The organism is Pseudomonas sp. FG6 (assembly GCF_057809015.1).
Window position 1 is genome coordinate 19,689 of the sequence record NZ_JBMDJD010000007.1, and the last position, 18,006, is coordinate 37,694.

The 18,006-nt window shown below is 63.2% G+C and carries 19 protein-coding genes and 3 pseudogenes; 13 read left to right on the forward strand and 9 right to left on the reverse strand.

Annotated features, from left to right (window positions below; genetic code table 11):
- Positions 1-8 precede the first annotated feature (8 nt).
- Genes ACODSJ_RS06345 through ACODSJ_RS06360 form a run of 4 tightly spaced genes read left to right on the forward strand, consistent with a single transcriptional unit; the run spans position 9 to position 3,455 of the window.
- Positions 9-605, forward strand: a complete 597-nt coding sequence (locus ACODSJ_RS06345) for a paraquat-inducible protein A (RefSeq protein ID WP_489100901.1) — start codon at positions 9-11, stop codon at positions 603-605.
- The gene (locus tag ACODSJ_RS06350) at positions 602-1,261 is read left to right on the forward strand and encodes a paraquat-inducible protein A (RefSeq protein ID WP_489100902.1); all 660 of its coding nucleotides are present in this window, start codon (positions 602-604) and stop codon (positions 1,259-1,261) included. Before ACODSJ_RS06345 ends, ACODSJ_RS06350 begins: the two co-directional genes overlap by 4 nt.
- Complete coding sequence (locus tag ACODSJ_RS06355; protein ID WP_489100903.1) at positions 1,242-2,900, forward strand: PqiB family protein; 1,659 nt, start codon at positions 1,242-1,244, stop codon at positions 2,898-2,900. The genes ACODSJ_RS06350 and ACODSJ_RS06355 overlap by 20 nt, the downstream gene beginning before the upstream one ends.
- Positions 2,901-2,915: 15 nt before the next feature.
- The gene (locus ACODSJ_RS06360; RefSeq protein ID WP_489100904.1) at positions 2,916-3,455 is read left to right on the forward strand and encodes a PqiC family protein; all 540 of its coding nucleotides are present in this window, start codon (positions 2,916-2,918) and stop codon (positions 3,453-3,455) included.
- Between the two features lies 1 nt (position 3,456).
- On the opposite strand, the gene ACODSJ_RS06365 is transcribed toward ACODSJ_RS06360, so the two are convergent.
- Positions 3,457-4,086, reverse strand: coding sequence for a glutathione S-transferase family protein (locus tag ACODSJ_RS06365; protein WP_489100905.1), 630 nt, complete (start codon positions 4,084-4,086; stop codon positions 3,457-3,459).
- A gap of 187 nt (positions 4,087-4,273) precedes the next feature.
- Here ACODSJ_RS06365 and ACODSJ_RS06370 point away from each other — a divergent pair.
- Positions 4,274-4,543: pseudogene (locus ACODSJ_RS06370) on the forward strand (hypothetical protein); the annotation flags it as partial.
- A 202-nt stretch (positions 4,544-4,745) separates the two neighbouring features.
- Here ACODSJ_RS06370 and ACODSJ_RS06375 read toward each other — a convergent pair.
- Together ACODSJ_RS06375 and hemB are read right to left on the reverse strand one after the other, a co-directional pair.
- Complete coding sequence (locus tag ACODSJ_RS06375) at positions 4,746-5,837, reverse strand: DUF1615 domain-containing protein (RefSeq protein WP_489100906.1); 1,092 nt, start codon at positions 5,835-5,837, stop codon at positions 4,746-4,748.
- Positions 5,838-5,995: 158 nt separating this feature from the next.
- Positions 5,996-6,970 carry a porphobilinogen synthase gene (hemB, locus tag ACODSJ_RS06380; RefSeq protein WP_489100907.1) on the reverse strand — a complete coding sequence of 325 codons (975 nt, stop codon included), beginning with the start codon at positions 6,968-6,970 and terminating at the stop codon, positions 5,996-5,998.
- A gap of 500 nt (positions 6,971-7,470) precedes the next feature.
- On the opposite strand from hemB, the gene ACODSJ_RS06385 reads away from it, so the two are divergent.
- Complete coding sequence (locus ACODSJ_RS06385) at positions 7,471-8,145, forward strand: histidine phosphatase family protein (protein ID WP_489100908.1); 675 nt, start codon at positions 7,471-7,473, stop codon at positions 8,143-8,145.
- Positions 8,146-8,325: 180 nt separating this feature from the next.
- Here ACODSJ_RS06385 and mnmH read toward each other — a convergent pair whose 3' ends face one another.
- Both mnmH and selD read right to left on the reverse strand, forming a co-directional pair.
- A complete protein-coding gene (gene mnmH, locus ACODSJ_RS06390) occupies positions 8,326-9,429 on the reverse strand; it encodes a tRNA 2-selenouridine(34) synthase MnmH (RefSeq protein ID WP_489100909.1) in 1,104 nt (367 codons plus the stop codon).
- Positions 9,429-10,463 carry a selenide, water dikinase SelD gene (gene selD / locus ACODSJ_RS06395; RefSeq protein ID WP_489100910.1) on the reverse strand — a complete coding sequence of 345 codons (1,035 nt, stop codon included), beginning with the start codon at positions 10,461-10,463 and terminating at the stop codon, positions 9,429-9,431. Before selD ends, mnmH begins: the two co-directional genes overlap by 1 nt.
- A 154-nt stretch (positions 10,464-10,617) precedes the next feature.
- Here selD and ACODSJ_RS06400 point away from each other — a divergent pair, with 154 nt between their 5' ends.
- Both ACODSJ_RS06400 and ACODSJ_RS06405 read left to right on the forward strand, forming a co-directional pair.
- The gene (locus ACODSJ_RS06400) at positions 10,618-10,902 is read left to right on the forward strand and encodes a hypothetical protein (protein WP_489100911.1); all 285 of its coding nucleotides are present in this window, start codon (positions 10,618-10,620) and stop codon (positions 10,900-10,902) included.
- A 101-nt stretch (positions 10,903-11,003) separates the two neighbouring features.
- On the forward strand, positions 11,004-11,591 hold the full coding sequence (locus tag ACODSJ_RS06405) for a DcrB/PsbP domain-containing protein (protein ID WP_489100912.1): 588 nt from the start codon (positions 11,004-11,006) through the stop codon (positions 11,589-11,591).
- Positions 11,592-11,680: 89 nt separating this feature from the next.
- Here the strand turns inward: ACODSJ_RS06405 and ACODSJ_RS06410 are convergent, their stop codons facing one another.
- Complete coding sequence (locus ACODSJ_RS06410) at positions 11,681-12,397, reverse strand: alpha/beta hydrolase (protein ID WP_489100913.1); 717 nt, start codon at positions 12,395-12,397, stop codon at positions 11,681-11,683.
- A 93-nt stretch (positions 12,398-12,490) separates the two neighbouring features.
- Positions 12,491-12,745, reverse strand: a pseudogene (locus tag ACODSJ_RS06415) (rhodanese-like domain-containing protein); the annotation flags it as partial.
- Between ACODSJ_RS06415 and ACODSJ_RS06420 the strand changes: the two are divergent.
- Positions 12,732-12,836, forward strand: a pseudogene (locus ACODSJ_RS06420) (AraC family transcriptional regulator); the annotation flags it as partial. The pseudogenes ACODSJ_RS06415 and ACODSJ_RS06420 sit on opposite strands and share 14 nt — an antisense overlap.
- A 188-nt stretch (positions 12,837-13,024) precedes the next feature.
- Here the strand turns inward: ACODSJ_RS06420 and cobF are convergent.
- Together cobF and ACODSJ_RS06430 are read right to left on the reverse strand one after the other, a co-directional pair.
- Positions 13,025-13,792: a precorrin-6A synthase (deacetylating) gene (gene cobF / locus ACODSJ_RS06425; RefSeq protein WP_489100914.1), complete on the reverse strand. Its 768-nt coding sequence runs from the start codon at positions 13,790-13,792 to the stop codon at positions 13,025-13,027.
- A gap of 5 nt (positions 13,793-13,797) precedes the next feature.
- Positions 13,798-14,379 carry a histidine phosphatase family protein gene (locus ACODSJ_RS06430; protein ID WP_489100915.1) on the reverse strand — a complete coding sequence of 194 codons (582 nt, stop codon included), beginning with the start codon at positions 14,377-14,379 and terminating at the stop codon, positions 13,798-13,800.
- Between the two features lie 290 nt (positions 14,380-14,669).
- Here ACODSJ_RS06430 and ACODSJ_RS06435 point away from each other — a divergent pair, with 290 nt between their 5' ends.
- From ACODSJ_RS06435 to astA, 4 genes are all read left to right on the forward strand, one after another.
- Complete coding sequence (locus ACODSJ_RS06435) at positions 14,670-14,807, forward strand: hypothetical protein (protein ID WP_489100916.1); 138 nt, start codon at positions 14,670-14,672, stop codon at positions 14,805-14,807.
- 97 nt (positions 14,808-14,904) lie between these two features.
- Positions 14,905-15,657, forward strand: a complete 753-nt coding sequence (locus ACODSJ_RS06440) for an N-formylglutamate amidohydrolase (protein ID WP_489100917.1) — start codon at positions 14,905-14,907, stop codon at positions 15,655-15,657.
- A 124-nt stretch (positions 15,658-15,781) separates the two neighbouring features.
- Positions 15,782-16,798 carry an arginine N-succinyltransferase gene (locus ACODSJ_RS06445; RefSeq protein ID WP_489100918.1) on the forward strand — a complete coding sequence of 339 codons (1,017 nt, stop codon included), beginning with the start codon at positions 15,782-15,784 and terminating at the stop codon, positions 16,796-16,798.
- Between the two features lie 61 nt (positions 16,799-16,859).
- Positions 16,860-17,891: an arginine N-succinyltransferase gene (astA, locus tag ACODSJ_RS06450; protein ID WP_489100919.1), complete on the forward strand. Its 1,032-nt coding sequence runs from the start codon at positions 16,860-16,862 to the stop codon at positions 17,889-17,891.
- The last annotated feature ends 115 nt before the right edge of the window (positions 17,892-18,006 follow it).

The following is an 18,006-nucleotide window of genomic DNA, read 5'->3' on the forward strand; positions in this document are numbered from 1 at the left end:
GCATCCCGATGGCCGACTCCGACCGCCTGATCATTTGTGAGCACTGCGATGCGGTGTACGAACCGGTCGAACTCCGTGCGCACGAGAGAGCCTCTTGCCTGCGCTGCCACGCGATCATCCAGCGACACAACAGCCTGGGCATCGAGCAACGCCTTGCCTTGAGCGTGACGGCAGCGGTCTTGTGGGCCTTCGCCAATGTCTACCCGATCATGAGCATCCGCCTGCAAGGCCTGAGCAACAGCGCCACCCTGTGGGACTCCATCGTGGCACTGAGCCAGGGACCGATTACCTTCATCGCCCTGGTGGCGGCGATCGCGATCATCATTGCGCCGGCCTTCCAACTGGCGCTCCTGCTCTGGGTGCTGGGCTATGCCCGTGGCCATCGGCGCGCACCGGGTTTCAGCCTGTGCATGCGCAGCCTGGAAACCCTGCGGCCATGGAGCATGCTGGAAGTCTGCCTGCTGGGCGCACTGGTGGCGGTGATCAAGCTGGCTGGGCTGCTCGACGTGCTGCCGGGCATCGGTCTGTTTGCCCTGGCGGCCTTGAGCCTGCTGATGATCCGCATCGCCGGGCGCGATGTCCGCGATCTGTGGGGGCATCCGTGAACGACCAGCCAGTCCCCCCTGCACCCAACGCCTGGGAACTGAACCTGTGCCTGTGCCACAGTTGCGGCCTGGCCTGCGACATGACCGACGAACCCCAGACCTGTCCGCGCTGCGATGCCGTCCTGCATCGACGCAAACCCGACGCCATCACCCGCACCTGGGCCTACATGCTGGCGGCGCTGGTGTTCTACATTCCAGCCAACCTGCTGCCGGTCATGAACACCCAGATGCTCGGCGAAGGCGCCGACAGCACCATTATCAGTGGCGTCATCGAGTTCTGGCAAAGCGGTGCCTGGGACATCGCCCTGATCATTTTCATCGCCAGCATCGCGGTGCCAGGCATCAAGTTCGTGGTCCTGACCCTGCTGCTGGTGACCGCACAGCGGCACAGCACTTGGGCCCAGCTCCAGCGGGCGAAACTGTATCGGCTGGTGGAAGTCATCGGCTACTGGTCGATGCTCGACGTGCTGGTGGTGGCCATGGTGGCGTCGCTGGTCAAGTTCCAGGCACTGAGCGACATCGAACCGCGCCCCGGCATCCTGTTCTTCGGCCTCGTGGTGCTGTTCACCATGCTCTCGGCCATGAGTTTCGATCCCCGGTTGATCTGGGACACCCCACCCCCCGAGGAGGCCCGGGATGAAGTCGCAAGCCACTGACGGGCCGCCCCCCGCACCGGGGCGCGCCCACGTCACCCAACGCCGCTGGACGGTGTCGCTGGTATGGATCGTGCCAATCATTGCCGTGCTGGTGGGCCTGTCGCTGGTGGTCCACAACTGGCTGCAGGAAGGCCCTACCATCACCATCACCTTCAAGACCGGCCAGGGCCTGACCGCCAACAAGACCCAGGTGAAGTACCGCAACGTGGTGATCGGCCAGGTCACGGACGTGCAACTGAGCAACGACCAGCGAAACGTCACCGCCACGGTCAAGCTCGCCAAGACCGCCGACACGTTCACCCACGAGGACTCGGTGTTCTGGGTGGTGCGGCCGCGCATCGGGGCCGGCGGCATTTCGGGCATCGACACCCTGCTCTCCGGGGACTTCATCGGTGCCGATGCCGGCCAATCGAAAGTCCGCGCCAAGTCCTTTACCGGCCTTGAGGCCCCGCCGCCGATCACCTACGGCGAACCGGGCAAGCGCTTCACCCTGCACTCCCAGGACCTCGGCTCACTGGACATCGGCTCGCCGGTGTACCTGCGCAAGATCCCGGTGGGCCAGGTGGTCTCCTACGCCCTGGACGCCGATGGCAAGGGCGTCAACATCGAGGTCTTCGTCAACGCGCCCAACGACGTGTACGTCACTGAAAACACCCGATTCTGGAATGCCAGCGGCGTGGACGTGAACGTCGGAGCCAATGGTTTTGCCGTCCAGACCGAATCGCTCTCGGCGCTGTTGCTGGGCGGCATCGCGTTTCGGGCGCCGCCCTACAGCCCGAACGACGCCCCGGCCAGCGAGGACAAGACGTTCGACCTGTTTGCCGACGAGCAGAGCGCCCTCGCCCCTCCCGACGGCAAGGCGCAATACCTGGCGCTGCGCTTCGACCAGGCATTGCGTGGGCTGCGGGTCGATGCGCCGGTGGAATTCCTCGGCGTAGAGGTTGGCCGGGTGGTTTCCATCAACCTGGACTTCGATGAACAGCAGCGCAGTTTCCCGGTCAATGTCGGCGTGGTGTTCTACCCCCAACGCCTGGGCAAAGCCCACGAAAAACTGCTCAAGACGCTCAACCACGATCCCGAGGACGAAGCCGCTTCCGCCCGGCTGATCGGCAGCTTCGTCGAGCGCGGCCTGCGCGCCCAGGCCCGCAACGGCAACCTGCTGACCGGGCAGCTGTATATTTCCCTGGATTTCTACCCCAAGGCGGACAAGGTCGCCTTCGACGCCAACGCCCGTCCCGTCCGTATCCCTACCATTCCGGGCAGTTTCCAGCAGCTGCAGGAGCAACTCCAATCGATGGTGGAGCGGATCAACAAGCTGCCGCTCGAAAGCATCGCCGGCAACCTGGATGGCAATCTGATGGAACTGCGCAAAGGCCTCGCGCAATTCAACGGCAAGACCTTGCCAAGTGTGCAAAACACCTTGCAGGACGTCAGCAAGACCTTGCACTCGGCCAACTCGACCCTGGCCGAAGATTCGCCGCAACGCGAACAGCTGACCCAGACCCTGGACGACCTCGGGCGCATGTCGCGTTCATTGCGCGAGCTGTCCGACTACCTCGGTCGCCACCCCGAATCATTGCTGCGCGGACGTCCCAAGGACGCACCGGCGCAGGACCTCACATTGCCGGCCAGGCAATGATCACAGGAGCTGCCCATGCCAACGATGCTGAACATTTCCCTGGTGGCCGTCGCTCTGCTGCTGGGTGCCTGCCGCAGCGATCCGGTTCACTACCACACCCTCAGTCCGGCCCAACCCACCAGCCCCCCGGGCATTGCGGCGGACATCCAGGTCGAACAGGTCAACGTTCCGCCCCAGGTGGATCGGCCCCAGATGGTCATTCGCCAAGGCAACAGCGGCTTGGCGATCCTGGAGACCGAATGGTGGGGCGCCAGCCTGGCCGATGAGCTGCACAGCAGCCTTGAAGAGCAGTTGAGCAACCCCGGCGCCGCGAAAATATTGCTGCGGGTGGACGTACAGCGCTTCGATTCGGTTCCCGGCCGCTATGCCCGCATGGACGTGCAATGGCGCTTGCGTAGCCTGATGAGCCCGCAAACTCGTCCCCTCACCTGCCGCAGCAGCCTGCAGACGCCGGCAGGCGCCAGTCTCGACGAGTTGGTCGCGGCCCATCAGGACAATGTCCGGCAACTGGTCGGCCTGGTGGGACAAGCCGTCTCGCGCAACGCCTGCCCGTGACTCATCCTGGCCAGTGCGACGACAGCACCGGTGCCACCCGCGGATGGCGGTCGATGCGCTCCAGCAGTCCGTGGAAGGCGGGACGGGCTTCGAGCATCGCCTCTCGCGTGCCGGCCCACTTCGTGATCACCGCGGCCAGAATGTCCAGCGCGCCCGGCTCGGCGCCGCCCAGGAATGGCCGCGCCGGAAACTGATCGGCAAACACCGCCCAGTTGCGATAGAGCCGTTGCCGGGTGCCCGAGATCAACTGCTGTTGGCTCGCTTCGTCGGCATCGGCCAGCCAGCGCTGGGGAAAATCGATGATTCCGATGGGGGTGTAGCAATTGGCGGCGATGTAGACCAGGCCGCGCAAGGATTGGGCGCGCTGGACGGGGTCGGCGGGCAGCAACTTCGCCTGCGGGTACGTCAGCCCCAGGTGAATCAGAATGGCCGCCACCTCAGTCAGCACCGAACCGTCCGGCAGACGCAGGGTTGGCACCTGCTTCTGCGGGTTCAACGCTTCGAGCTCACGGGCGGCCTCCGTGTCTTCGGTCGAATAGGCCTCGACCTGACGATACGGCACACCACACAAGCTCAACGCCACCTCCACCGCCGCCGAGCCGCATTGCTTGTCGCCAAATAACTCATACATGAACCTGCCTCCTGCTGTGGATTACTTCGGTAGAGCCCACACGTCCATCGGTGTTCCATCACGCTGACTGGCGAACGAGCCATCAGCGCCATCGATGTTCACCATCACGCCAATGAAGTTCTCATGATGATTGCCCGACGCAACAATGGCACCACACCCACCCACTGCAACACCGGAGCACACCACCATGAAACGCCAAGTCATCCTCAGCCTCGCTTTCTCGGTACTGGCCGCCAACGTATTCGCCGCCTCCTCTCAACCCGTCGTGGCCGAAGGCGGCTCCGACCGCCTGATCGAAAACCGCGTCGCCGAAGGCGGGGCCGATCGGATTCTGGAACGCCGCGTCGCCGAAGGTGGCTCCGACCGCCTGATCGAAAAACGCGTCGCCGAAGGTGGGGCTGATCGGGTTCTGGAACGCCGTGTCGCCGAAGGTGGTTCCGACCGCCTGATCGAAAACCACGCATGAATGGCAACACACCCTGTGGCGAGGGAGCTTGCTCCCGCTCGGCTGCGAAGCAGTCGTGACTCGGCGAGTGCGGCGTTTCTGATGCTCCACACTCGGCAGGTTTTGGGGCCGCTTCACGGCCCAACGGGAGCAAGCTCCCTCGCCACGGGTTTATAGTTTTTTTTCAGTAGGCTGTTCGCTGCCCCAATCCTGACTAACGTCCCGCCCGCACCATGCACCGCCGATAACGCTCATCCACCCGCTTGGCAAACCAGGCCGTGGTCAACTGGCGTGTGATCTTCGGGCTCTTGAGCACGATCCCCGGCAACACCGCCCGCGGCAACGGCTTGCCTTCGGCCTGTTCAGCCAATTCAAACACCCGCTTGTAGAGCGTGCTGTCCTCGAACGCCAGGCTGTCACCCAGCGCCAACTGATCGTGAAGGGTCGGGTTGCGCATTCCCAGGGACTTGCCCAGCGTACGCACCGCCCGCTCCGTGCTGCCCGGCAGGATGGAATCGTGCAGGATCAGATCACCGTCCAAGGCCAACGTGATCCCCGACGCCCGACTCACCGCATGCTGAAACGCCGCATTGCGACTGGCGTACCACCCGGCGTTGAAATCGGCGAAACGATACAGCGGCTCGGTGTAGCTCACCGGGTAACCCAGCAAATGGGCGATACCGAAATACATCCCGCCGCGCCGACTGAACACTTCGCGACGAATCGAGCCATCCACCGTGTAGGGATAATTCCGCGCATTGGCCTGTGCAAACGCAATGCTGACCTGCATCGGGCCAGCCGTGTGCACTGGATTGAAATCGCCAAACAATGTCTTGCCCAGCGGCACCATGCCGATGAAATCGTCGAAAATTTCGCTCAGTTCCTTCTCGCTGCGCGCCGCGTTGAGCCGATCGCTGTAGCTTTTGCCGTTGGACGAACGCACCTGGAGCGCGCCGCTGACCAGCAGTTCAGGAATGTGCACCTTCGCCGCCCGGCGGTTGATTTCCTCCCGCGCAATCTTGCCCAGCCCCGGTACGGGCGGATCGGCCTGGAACGTCGACTCCTGTTCGGTCACCGCCAGCACCGCGCAGATGTTCTGCGTCGTGGAGGGAATCTGCTGTGCCGAAAAGGCCACATAGATGTCATTCGCCCAGCCTTCACGATCCGCCGTCTTGACCGGCAACAATTGGACGATCTGCTTCTTGACCTCGGCGGGCTGACGCTCAGGCTCCTGCGCCTGGCGACTGCCGCAACCGGCCAAGGCCATTAATGCAGCGAGGCTGATCATCAATCGGTTGAGTCGCATGGTGCCTCGTCGGTTGTGTCCAGTTCGCAGCAACCATACGATCAAAAGTGGATGCGGGCCATGCCCAGTTGCTCGGCACAATAAGAATGGGGTCTGCCTGAAGACTTGCCGGGGCCTGCTTAGCAGGCCAGCGGGAGCAAGCTCCCTCGCCACAGGAATCAGATCCCGCTCAGCGCCAGGTCCATGGCGAAGTAAGTGAAGATCAGGTCTGCCCCTGCCCGCTTGATGGCGCCAAGGCTTTCGCGCACCACGCGGGCTTCGTCGATCGCGCCAGCCTGGGCGGCGAATTTGATCATCGCGTATTCACCGCTGACCTGATAGGCCGACAGCGGCAGGTTCGAGGCCTGGCGAATGTCGCGGATGATATCGAGGTAGGCGCCGGCCGGCTTGACCATCAGTGCATCGGCTCCCTCCTGCTCATCGAGCAAGGATTCGCGCAGCGCTTCGCGGCGGTTCATCGGGTTCATCTGGTAGCTCTTGCGGTCGCCCTTCAGCGCGCTGCCGCCCGCCTCGCGGAACGGGCCATAAAGCGCCGAGGCAAACTTGGTTGAATAAGCCATGATGGCCGTCTGGCTGAAACCGGCGGCGTCCAGCGCCTTGCGAATCGCCTGGACCTGTCCGTCCATGGCAGCCGACGGTGCGATCACATCGGCACCGGCGCGGGCCGCCGCCACGGCTTGCTTGCCCAGGTTGACCAGGGTCCGGTCGTTGTCCACTTCGTGGCCGTGCAGGACGCCGCAATGACCGTGGTCGGTGTACTCGCAAAAGCAGGTGTCGGACATCACGATCATTTCCGGCACCGCGTCCTTGCAGATCCCCGCCATGCGCGACACCAGGCCACGCTCGCTCCACGTGTCGCTGCCGTCGCTGTCCAAGTGATGGGACACGCCAAAGGTCATCACTGCCTTGACGCCCGCCCGTGCGTAACGCTCGATCTCGCTGGCCAACTTCGACTCAGGAATGCGCACCACGCCTGGCATGCTCTTGATCGGCACGAAATCATCGATCTCTTCCTCGACGAAAATCGGCAACACCAGGTCGTTCAAGGTGAACTCGGTTTCCTGGAACAGGCTGCGCAGGCTTGCATTGCGACGCAGACGGCGTGGACGTGCTTCGGGGAACTGGCTGGACATGGGACTCCTGGGCAAAAAACGCTGTTCGATTGCAGGGGGCAAAGCTTATGCCCTGGTGGGCCAGGGCACAAACATCGGCTGGAAAACAGAGTGTCACCAGCGGTGGGCAATAATCTGCTCACACGGTCAGCAGGTCATTGATGCAAATCACCGCCGTGGTTCACTCCGGGATCTTGAGCCCGCGCGCCACGGCCGGCCGTGCCAGGAAACGCTCCAGCACCCGCGTCATAATCCAAGTTGTACGACAAGGCATTACCAGCACGTCATGGAATGTGCGTCGCTCGTTCTTAATTTCGCAACATCGCGTCGCTAACGTTTATCCATCTGCCGCTGACGGTCGCAACGGTCCGGCCAGGATCGAACCAAAGGGCCTCAAGAGACTCTGAGCAGTACCCCGAGGAATCGAAACGGTGTCACGACAGGGAACACGCCCAAGGCTGGAAGCCTTGCGGTGCCAGGGTTTGTCAGCCTGACTCAAGCGTGCCGAAGAAGATTATTCGATGAGCAATCCACTGCGTTTCACCTCACATCTCAAACGCCGTTCGTGGCTGATGCTGCCGACGCTGCTTATGGCGTGTGGCCTGGTGCTGTCGCTGGAATCGAGTGTCAGCCGCGCACAGCCAGCCGACGGTGTACAGACCCTGGTCTTCCTGCGCCATGCAGAGAAACCCGCCGGCGGCCTGGGCCAGCTCAATTGCCAGGGTCTGAACCGCGCCATCGACCTGGCCACCCTGCTGCCGGAAAAGTTTGGCAAGGCCGACTACGTATTCGCGGCCAACCCTACGCGCAACGTCGAAGAGGGTGAGCAAGACAATTCCTACAGTTACATTCGCCCGCTGATGACCATCAGCCCCAGCGCCATCAAGCTCGGGCTGCCGGTCAACATCAATTTCTCGGCCAACGACACCAGCGAGTTGGCTGACGAGCTGCTGCACGACAAGTACCACAACGCCACCATCTACACCGCCTGGTCCCACGGCTACTTGCCGGAGTTGATCAACAAGGTTGCCGGCGAGGCAGTGGGCACGAAGCAGACCATTACCAAGGACTGGGAATCAGGCGATTTCGATTCGCTCTACGTGCTGACCCTGACCTGGCACAACGGCAAGGCCAGCCTTACCAGCCAGAGCTACAAGCAAGGCTTGGACAATGGCAAGCAGAGTTGTCCGACCTGAGTCATTGCAGGCACTGCAAAACTCAGAATATTGTGGGAGCAAAGCTTGCTCGCGATAGCGGTGTACCAGTCGACATTATGATTGGCTGAATCATCGCCATCGCGAGCAAGCTTTGCTCCCACAGGTTCTTTCACCGCCACTTCCTGTGGAAGCTGATCTCCAACAGCGGATTTTGGGTAATCACCCTCCCCGCGCTGCCCGCTCCCGCAAATACGCCAGCACCGCCGCCTGCTCTCCCGAGAACTCGATCCGCAAGCCCTTCTTTTCCCGTTGGAACACGTACATCGGGTCGTAATATTCACGCAACAGGCCTTCGATCCAGCCACGATGCGCGTCAACCGCGCCGCTGGCGGCCTGCTCGGCCAGGGCCGTTTCCAGGATGTCCCTCAAGCGTCGATGACGATCACCGCCCAGGCGCTTGTAAATGTTGTCCAGGCTGGCGAGCAGTCGCTCGGAAAACAGTGAGAACCCCTGATCGCCATGCACGGCGACAAATTCGCCGCACAGGTCAACGACGTAGTCCTTCAGGATCCGCTCGACCCGGCGCTCCACGCTGTCTTCGAGCCAGACCATGGGGACCTGCTGCATGCGCTGGTACAAAGGCAGCGGCAAGGCACAACTGCCGACCACGCGACTCTCGTCTTCCAGCACGAACTGCTCGATGCCGGCGGCGCGTTTTTTCAGCAGATCCACCGCCAGGCGGTTTTCAAAATCGATATTGGACGGCTGGCCGGTGGCGCGCTTGCCGAAGCTTGAACCGCGATGGTTGGCGTAGCCTTCCAGGTCCAGGCTGTTGCCCAGTTGATTCAACGCTTCGGTCTTGCCGGTGCCGGTCATGCCGCCCAGCAGCACCAGGTCGCACTGGGCAACCGCCTGCTCGATCGTCTCCAACAGGAACGTACGCATGGCCTTGTAGCCGCCACCGACCCTGGGGTAATCGATGCCCGCTTCGTCCTTGAGCCATTGCTGGACGATCTGCGAACGCAAGCCTCCGCGAAAGCAATACAGCAGGCCGCCGGGATGAGCCCGGGCGAATTCGGCCCAGGCCTGGATACGCTGGTCCTTGATCTCGCCGGACACCAGTTGATGCCCCAGGACGATGGCGGCCTGCTGCCCCTGCTGCTTGTAGCAGGTACCGACGCGTTGCCGTTCGTGGTCGGTCATCAACGGCAGATTGACCACGCCCGGAAAAGCGCCCTTGAGAAATTCGACGGGCGCGCGGGTGTCCATCATCGGCCGGTCATTCAGGAAGATATCGCGGTAATCGGTGACGTCATTGCTCATCAAGACACCTCGACCGCGTAGGTCTGTCGCTCGACCAGTTCGCCAATGGGCGCCAGCGCCAGGCCCAGTTCAGCGGCAACCCGCAGGAACTCGCCTTCGCCTTCGGGGGTGACGGCCATCAGCAAGCCGCCGCTGGTCTGTGGATCGCACAGCACGCGCTTGTGCAGCTCCTGGACGCGGCCGACCTTGCTGGCGTAGCTGTCGTAGTTGCGCAGCGTACCGCCCGGCACGCAGCCCAGGTCGAGGTAGTACTCCACACCCGGCAAGCGCGGCACGGCGTCGTAGCGAATGCGCGCCGTCAATTGGCTGCCGTCGGCCATTTCCACCAGGTGCCCCAGCAGGCCGAAACCGGTGACGTCGGTCATGGCCGTCACGCCGTCGAGCTTGCCGAAACGGCTGCCGGGTTTATTGAGGGTGCACATCCAGTCACGGGCCAGGCCGATGTCTGCGCTGCGCAGCTTGCCCTTCTTTTCCGCCGTGGTGAGGATGCCGATGCCCAGGGGCTTGGTCAGGTACAAGCGGCAACCGGCCGTGGCGGTGTCGTTGCGCTTCATGTGGCGTTTTTCCACAAGGCCGGTCACCGCCAGGCCGAAAATCGGCTCCGGCGCGTCGATCGAGTGGCCGCCGGCCAAGGGGATGCCCGCCTCGTCACACACCGAACGACCGCCACGAATCACTTCCCGCGCAATTTCCGGGGCCAGTACGTTGACCGGCCAGCCGAGAATGGCGATCGCCATCAGCGGATCACCGCCCATGGCGTAGATGTCGCTGATGGCATTGGTGGCGGCGATGCGGCCGAAATCGAAGGGATCGTCGACAATCGGCATGAAGAAATCGGTGGTCGAGACCACGCCGCGCTCCTCGTCGATGGCGTACACCGCGGCATCATCCCGGGAGGCGTTGCCGACCCACAACTTCGGGTCGAGGTTTTGCGCGCCGCTGCCGGCCAGGATCACTTCCAGCACCTGTGGGGATATCTTGCAGCCGCAACCCGCGCCGTGGCTGTACTGGGTCAGGCGAATCGGCTCGCTCATGGGCACACCTCTCGTAATTCAAGTGGGGCGAGTCTACCAGCAATGGCAAAGCAGCTAATCTGTACGGTGCAGCCGATGGAATTTTCCTGTCCTTGGGGAATCATTTGAACATCAACCGAGCCCCATCCAGGAGCAGCCATCCAGGAGATCGCCGATGCCCCTTGCCCCTGCCGCCACCGACGGCACTCATCTTGATTATGGCCTCGACACGCTGTTCGGTCGCCAGACCAAAAGCCTCGATTGCCACTTCGACGTCCGCCGACTCGACGACGGCGAGCCGCCGTGGTTCGCGCTGCACGTTCGGCCACCGCTGCCGGACGACCTGGAGAAGGCCCAGATCGTGGTGTTCGACGCCGAAGGACGGCGCATCAGCGGCATTGTCCGGCGCACCGAACGGCTGGCCGACGACAGCCTGCAATTGGACGTGGAGCCGGACTGATCCTGCCGCCCCGGCGTGCCGGGCGGCGCGACAGGGCTGGAGTCAGGCGCAACGCCCATGGGATGATCGGCCTTCAAGCGCGACCATTCGTGGAGAGTTCAATGTCATCGCTGAGTAAACACGCCGCCATTTTGCTGCTGACGACGCTGGCCAGCCTGGCCGTGGGGCCGGCCCTTGCCGCGCAACCCAAGGCCAGCAGCGATGCACCACCGCAGAAGGTCTCGATGCTGGGCGGCAAGTTTGCCTTCACCTTGCCCAAGGGTTTCACCGCCACTCCCCTGTCCGCCGGCGAAACCGCCCAAGGCACCGGCGGCGCCAGCGGCACGATGTACAGCAACGCGAGCAGCCGAACCGTGGTGATCGCTGCTGAAAACACCCTCATCGGCGGCGCCAACGTGAAGGACAACGACGGCGCGTTTCTCGACACGACCATGGCCGACTTCGCGGCCCAGCGCGTCAAGGCGTTGCCGGATGCCAAGATCCTGAGTGAAAAAAGCCTGGTCCGAAAAGGCACCGGCCTGGGCCTGCGCCAGCTCGACACCCGCGCCACCCAAGGCGGCGGACCCACCCTCGATACCACACTGCTGGGCGCCTCCGGCACGCGCATGGCCGTGGTGCAAATCATCTCCCGGGCCAGCGACCAGGCCGGTCATGAGGCATTGGTTAAACAGATCGCCAGCGGCCAATGATGGCCTTGGCAAGGTTTGCCTGAATTCCCTGTGATGTGGGTCACCGCTATCGCGAGCAAGCTTTGCTCCCACAAGGATTGAACGGGACATCAGGGATTGAGCCGCTCCAGCCAGGCCCGCAGGTCCTGCACTTCCAGGGCGCTGATATGGTGGCCGACTCCTGGGTAGGCATGGAATTCCGGTTCCAGCGCCAGGGTCTTCAGGAAGGTGTCGGCTTCGGTGCCGTCGCGGTAAGGGATGATCGGGTCGGCCGTGCCGTGGCCAATAAACACCGCCAGGGCCCGTCGCGGCTCGGCGGGTGTCAGTTCTGTGCGCAGCACTGGCAGGACCCGCCCGCCCATCGCAGCGATGCCGCCGACGGCTTCGGGGTGTCGCAGGGCCACTTCGTAACTCATCATTGCGCCCTGGCTGAACCCCACCAGATACACGCTGCTGGCGTCCGCCTGGTATTTGGCCCGGGCTTTGTCGATGAAATCCAGCAACATCTGGCCGCTGGCCTTCAGGTCGCTGGTGTCACCGTCATAGGCACCCTCGCCTTTCTTGGCGAACCACTGGTAACGCCCTGGCTCCATGGCTTTCGGCGCCCGCACCGAGAGGTAGTTGTAGTGCCCGGGCAACTCGTCCTTGAGGTCGAACAGATCCTCTTCGTTGCTGCCGGAGCCATGCAGGAAGATCACCAGCGGCCGATTCCTCGCCTGCTCATCGGCATGGGCCAGGTAATTGAGGGGCAGGTCCGTGTGCAGCGAGGGTTGGGCCTGCAGGCTGGCGGACACCAGCAGCAGACACAGGGTGAGCGCTTTGAGCATCAATCTTCCTCCATCATTCGATAGCCGCACGGCAAACCGTGCGGTGAGGTAGACAGCACTTTTCAGGCGTTGCTCAATTTCCCCCGCCAAATCTCAACAGTCGCACCCAATGACCGTGTCCGGCACGCGCTGCACCGTACCGGCCAGGTGGAACCCCTCGTCGAGCCAGCCCATGACACCGCCGATCATTTCCTTGACCGGGTAACCCAGCGTGGCCAGGCGCACCGCGGCCTTGTTCGCACCGTTGCAATGGGGGCCGGCGCAATAGACCACAAACAGGGTGTCATCGGGATAAGCGGCCAACAGCGAAGCCGTGAGCGAGCGGGTCGGCAGGTTGACGGCCCCCGGGCTGCTCGACGGCCTCGGCGCGACCACGCACTGGCGCTACACGGATGAGCTGGCCAACAGCTTTCCCGCCATCCTGGTGGACCCGCACGTGTTCCTGTGACTCAAGCTGTGCCTGAGCCCGTGGCGAGGGGGCTTGCTCCCGCTCGCCTGCGCAGCAGGCGCCCGTTGCCAGGTCGATCGTCGCCATGGCACCACACTGGGGGTCGCTGCGCAACCCAGCGGGAGCAAGCTCCCTCGCCACAGGAGATTGTGGCTCGCCCGCCGGTCAGCGGCAGACACTCAGGGGTGCAGGCGCTTGCGCAACAAATAAGTGTCCATGATCCAGCCATTGGCCTTTCGCGCAGCCTTGCGGGTACGCTCGATGTTATCGGCCACGTCGCCCAACCGACCGGCGATCAGGATTTCATCCGGCGTGCCCACATAGGCGCCCCAATAGATATGGGTATCCGGGTCGCCAACCTGACGATACGCATCCTCGGCGTCGAGCATCACCACCACGCTCGTGGCATCCCCCACCTGTCCCGCCGCCAGGCGGCGCCCCGTGGTGATTTCCAGCGAATCGCCAATGCTGTTCAACGGCACTTTATGGCGCGCCGCCAGGGCCTGGACGCTGGTGATACCGGGGATGACCTCGAACTCGAAGGTCGCGCAACGACCCGCTTCGAGAATGGCCTGGAGGATACGCACGGTGCTGTCGTACAACGCCGGATCGCCCCACACCAGAAAACCGCCACACTGCCCGTCAGGCAATTGCTCGTTGATCAGCCGTTCGAAGGTGGCCTGCTTCGCCAGGTTCAGGTCCTCGACACTGGTCGCATAGTCCAGGTCCCCGCGCTGGCGCTCCGGGCTGTCGGCCTCGACGAAACGGTAGGTACGATCAACGATGTAGCGGTGGCAGATTTCCCGTCGCAGGTCCAACAGCTTGTTCTTCGCCGGCCCCTTGTCCATGAGAAAAAACACATCCACCCGATTCAATGCCTTGACCGCCTGCATGGTCAGGTAATCCGGGTCGCCGGCACCGATGCCGATGACGAACAGCTTTTTCATGCCTGTCACTCCTGTTCCAGTCCCTGGGTGCGCATTCGCCATACCCCGTTGAAACGCAGCTCAACGGTGGACAATGGCTCGATGTCGAGGCGGTTGAATGTGGCCGCGGGGCAGTCCAGGACATTGACCAAGGCCGCACGGATGACGAAGGGGTGCGTGACCGCCAGCCAATGGCCGGGCCGGTCTTGCAGGCTGGCCAGCCAATCGCCGACGCGCTGACACAAGCGGGCCACCGACTCCCCTCCATGAGGGGCCGCCTCGGAGTCGTCGAGCCAGGTTTGCACGGCTTGCGGCTCGGCCCTGTACACCTCGTCGAGCGACAGCCCGCGCCAGCGTCCGAAATCACAATCGGCCAGGGCCTGGACCACCTCGGGGTGGGCACCGAATAAATCGACCGTCTGGCGAGTACGCAACTCCGGCCCACAGAGCAGGTGCCGCACGTTGCGGTAGCGATGACCGAGCTGCGGGCCCACTTCCGGGCGCTGCGCCAGCCAGTCGGCGTCCACGGGCTCTTCCAGCCCGAAGCGGGCCTGTTTCTGGGCGACGGTGCGGGCGTGGCAGATCAAGGTCAAACGAGTGGCTTGCACGCAGGACTCCAGGGAGATTGAAGGGTTTCGCCAGAGCGATATTCATGGCTTTTCTTGTACAGCACCTTATATAAGATCAAATAACCGATACAAAAAGACGTTATGTCTGACACTGCCGCGAGCTATCGGCTGACCTACTTCACCGTCACCCGCAGAGCCAGGTCTTACAGGGGGTTCGCACCCTTATCGGTCGCTCTAAACGGCGGGTAAAAACCACTGGACATGGAGCACCCGCTCCATAAATATTCGTTCAGAAAGCAATCAACCCTCCATCCAGGCAAGGAGCACGGATGCCGCCTTTCAGAGACCCGATCACCGATGCCGGCCTGGCGTTGACGCCGTCAGCACGCAAGGCTGTACACGCCCTGCTCGATCACTCGCCACGCAATGGCCCGGGTTTGGCTGCACCACAGCGCCGCCCTGCTTGAACTCTGCCAGACCCCGCGGTCAATATTTACCTGGCCTTGAAGGTCGAGGAACCGGCCTTGAACAAGGCGATGTCACCTGCCGAGCATTACGAGCACTATGCGTGAAACTATTGAATGTACCGAATCGGGGCTTTACACCGAACCGGCCTATCGGTTGGTCCGGGAAGACTCCGAACACCCGCTGGTACTGGTCTGCGAGCACGCCAGCCGGCGTATTCCCAGCACCCTGAACGACCTGGGCCTGGATGAGACCGCCGCGCAGGAACACATCGCCTGGGACATCGGCGCCCACGCCCTGGCCGAACGCCTGTCCGAGACCCTGGGCGCGACCTTGATCTCGGCCAATTATTCGCGGCTGCTGATCGACCTGAACCGCCCGTTGCACGTGCCGGACAGCATTCCGGCCCAGAGCGAGATCTACCAGGTACCGGGCAACCACGACCTGGACGAGGCCACGCGCGCGTACCGCCAGCAGTGCCTGTTCCACCCTTTCCATGACCAACTGCGGACGTTGATCGACCAACGCCTGGCTGCCGACCGGCCAGTACGCGTGGTAGGCATCCACAGTTTCACGCCGGTGTTCTATGGCCAGCCACGCGCCCTGGAAGCCGGCGTGCTGTTCGGCGAGGCCAGGGAATATGCGCAGCGCGTCGTCGAAGGGCTGAGCCGGCATTCGCTGCGGGTGGCGGGCAACCAACCCTACAAGATCAACCCGTTGAGCGACATGACCGTCCCGGTGCACGGCGATGCACGTGGCCTGGATTCGGTATTGATCGAAGTACGCAACGACCTGCTGCGCACCCCCGAGGCGGTGCGAACCTGGAGCGCCTACCTGGCGCCGCTGCTGTAGAGAGGCCGCGGCACCGCCCGATCCAGCCGGGCAATAAGAAAAGCTGGCAGGCCGAAGGATCGGCCAGCCATCGCGACGACGCGAGGCTATCGACAGTGATCGTCATGGAACAGGAGTGTTATCCATGCTGGCCTTACGACCAGTCCAACCTACCGATCTGCCGCAACTGCAACAGCTGGCCCGTGACAGCCTGGCGGGCATCGCCTCGCTGGTGGACGACAGCGAACACCTGAAGGAAAAGATCCTCGGCTCGTGCGCCTCGTTCCTGGCCGATGTGCGAAGTCCGGGTGGGGAAAACTATCTGTTCGTCCTCCAGGACCTGGCAACCGGGCGCCTGGCAGGTTGTTCGCAGATCCTCGCCTGCACCGGTTACAACGAACCGTTCTACAGCTTGCGCAACCGGCCATTTTCCAGCGAATCCCGGGAGCTGAATATCCAGCACGGTGTGCCTGCGCTGTCGCTGTGCCAGGACCTCGCCGGCCAGACGCTGCTGCGTGGTTTTCACATCGATGCCGAGCGGGCGCGCACCCCGGCGTCGGCGTTGCTGTCGCGCGCCCGATTGATGTTTATCGCCGCCCATCCCCAGCGCTTTGCCAAATCGGTCATCACCGAAATCGTCGGGTTCAGCAGCGAGGACAACCGATCACCCTTCTGGGACGCCGTCGGCCAGCATTTCTTCGACCTGCCCTACGCCGAAGCCGAACGCCTGCGCGGCCTGCGGAGCCGATCTTTTCTCGCCGAACTGATGCCCCAGTACCCGATCTACGTGCCCATGCTGCCGCCCGCCGCCCGGGCCTGCATCGGCCAGGTGCACCCTGCGGCCCAGGAAACCTTCGACATCCTTGTGCGCGAGGGTTTCGAGCCCCACAACTACGTCGACATTTTCGACGGTGGCCCGACGTTGCAGGCGCGCACCGCGAGCATCCGTTCCATCCGTCACAGCCGCGTGGCCACGGTCCGACAAAGCCAGCAGATCGACGCCCGGGGCCGCTACCTGGCGAGTAATGAAGGCCTGGACACCTTCCGCGCCGTGGTCGCCGAGCTGGACGTGAGCGCCGAAGGCCCCGTGGACCTGACGCCTGACCTGCTGGCTGCGCTGGGGGTCGAGGACGGTGAGCAGATCCGGATAGTCGCCCTATGAAACCCGGACAAGGGCGCACGCCCCCTCCGTCCCGGGACCGACACGATGAAGGAACCGCCTCATGATCGTCCGTCCGGTCGCCATCACCGACCTGCCCGCATTGCTGGACCTCACCCGTTGCGCAGGTCCCGGCTCCACCAGCCTGCCGGCCAGCGAGGAGCGCCTGGCCCACCGGGTGCGCTGGGCCCAGCGTACCTTCGCCGGACAGGTCGAGCGCGCCGATGCCGATTACCTGTTCGTGCTTGAGGACCAGGACCGCCGAGTGGTCGGGGTCAGTGCGCTGACCGGCGCGGTGGGGCTGCGCGAGCCTTGGTACAACTATCGAGTCGGGGTGACTGTCAGCTCGGCGCCGAGCCTGGGGATCCAGCGGCAGATCCCGACGCTGTTTCTCAATAACGAGATGACCGGCCAATCGCAAGTCAGCTCGTTGTTCCTGCATCCCGAACAACGCCGGGGCCATAACGGACGCCTGCTGTCCCTCGCGCGCCTGCTGTTCGTGGCTGAATTCTCCCAACTGTTCGGCGAAAAACTGATAGCCGAACTGCGGGGCCACGCCGATGCCCAAGGCTGCTCACCGTTCTGGGACAGCCTGGGCCGACATTTTCTAAAGAAGGACTTCAGCTACGCCGACCAGTTGTCGGGCATGGGCAACAAGGCGTCCATCGCCGAACTGATGCCACGCCAACCGCTGTACACCTGTCTGCTCACCGAACAGGCCCAGGCCGTGATCGGCAAGGCCCACCCCAATACCGAACCGGCCATGAAGATCCTCGGCGCCGAGGGCTTCAGCCACAAAGGCTACATCGACATCTTCGACGCAGGGCCGGTGATCGAGGCGCCGGTGGCGAAGATCCGCACGGTGCGCGACAGCCAATCGCTGACCCTGGCCATTGGCACTCCGGATGAACAGGCCCCGGTGTGGCTGATCCACAACCGACGCCTGGAAAACTGCCGGATCATCGGCGCCCGAGCTCACCAACACGGCCAGGACCTGCTCGTCGACCGCTACACCGCCATGCGCCTGCAAGTGCAACCGGGGGACACCATTCGCGCCGTGCCATTGCTCGGCCATGGACGACCGGTAGCCGCCTAGCCCCATTCATGATGCGCAGCCGGCATCGCCCATGCGCATTCGTCATCATTATTATCTGTTGCCCGTGATAGCCTTTGGTACTTTCGGCGTTGACACTTTTGCTCAAGCCTTTCCA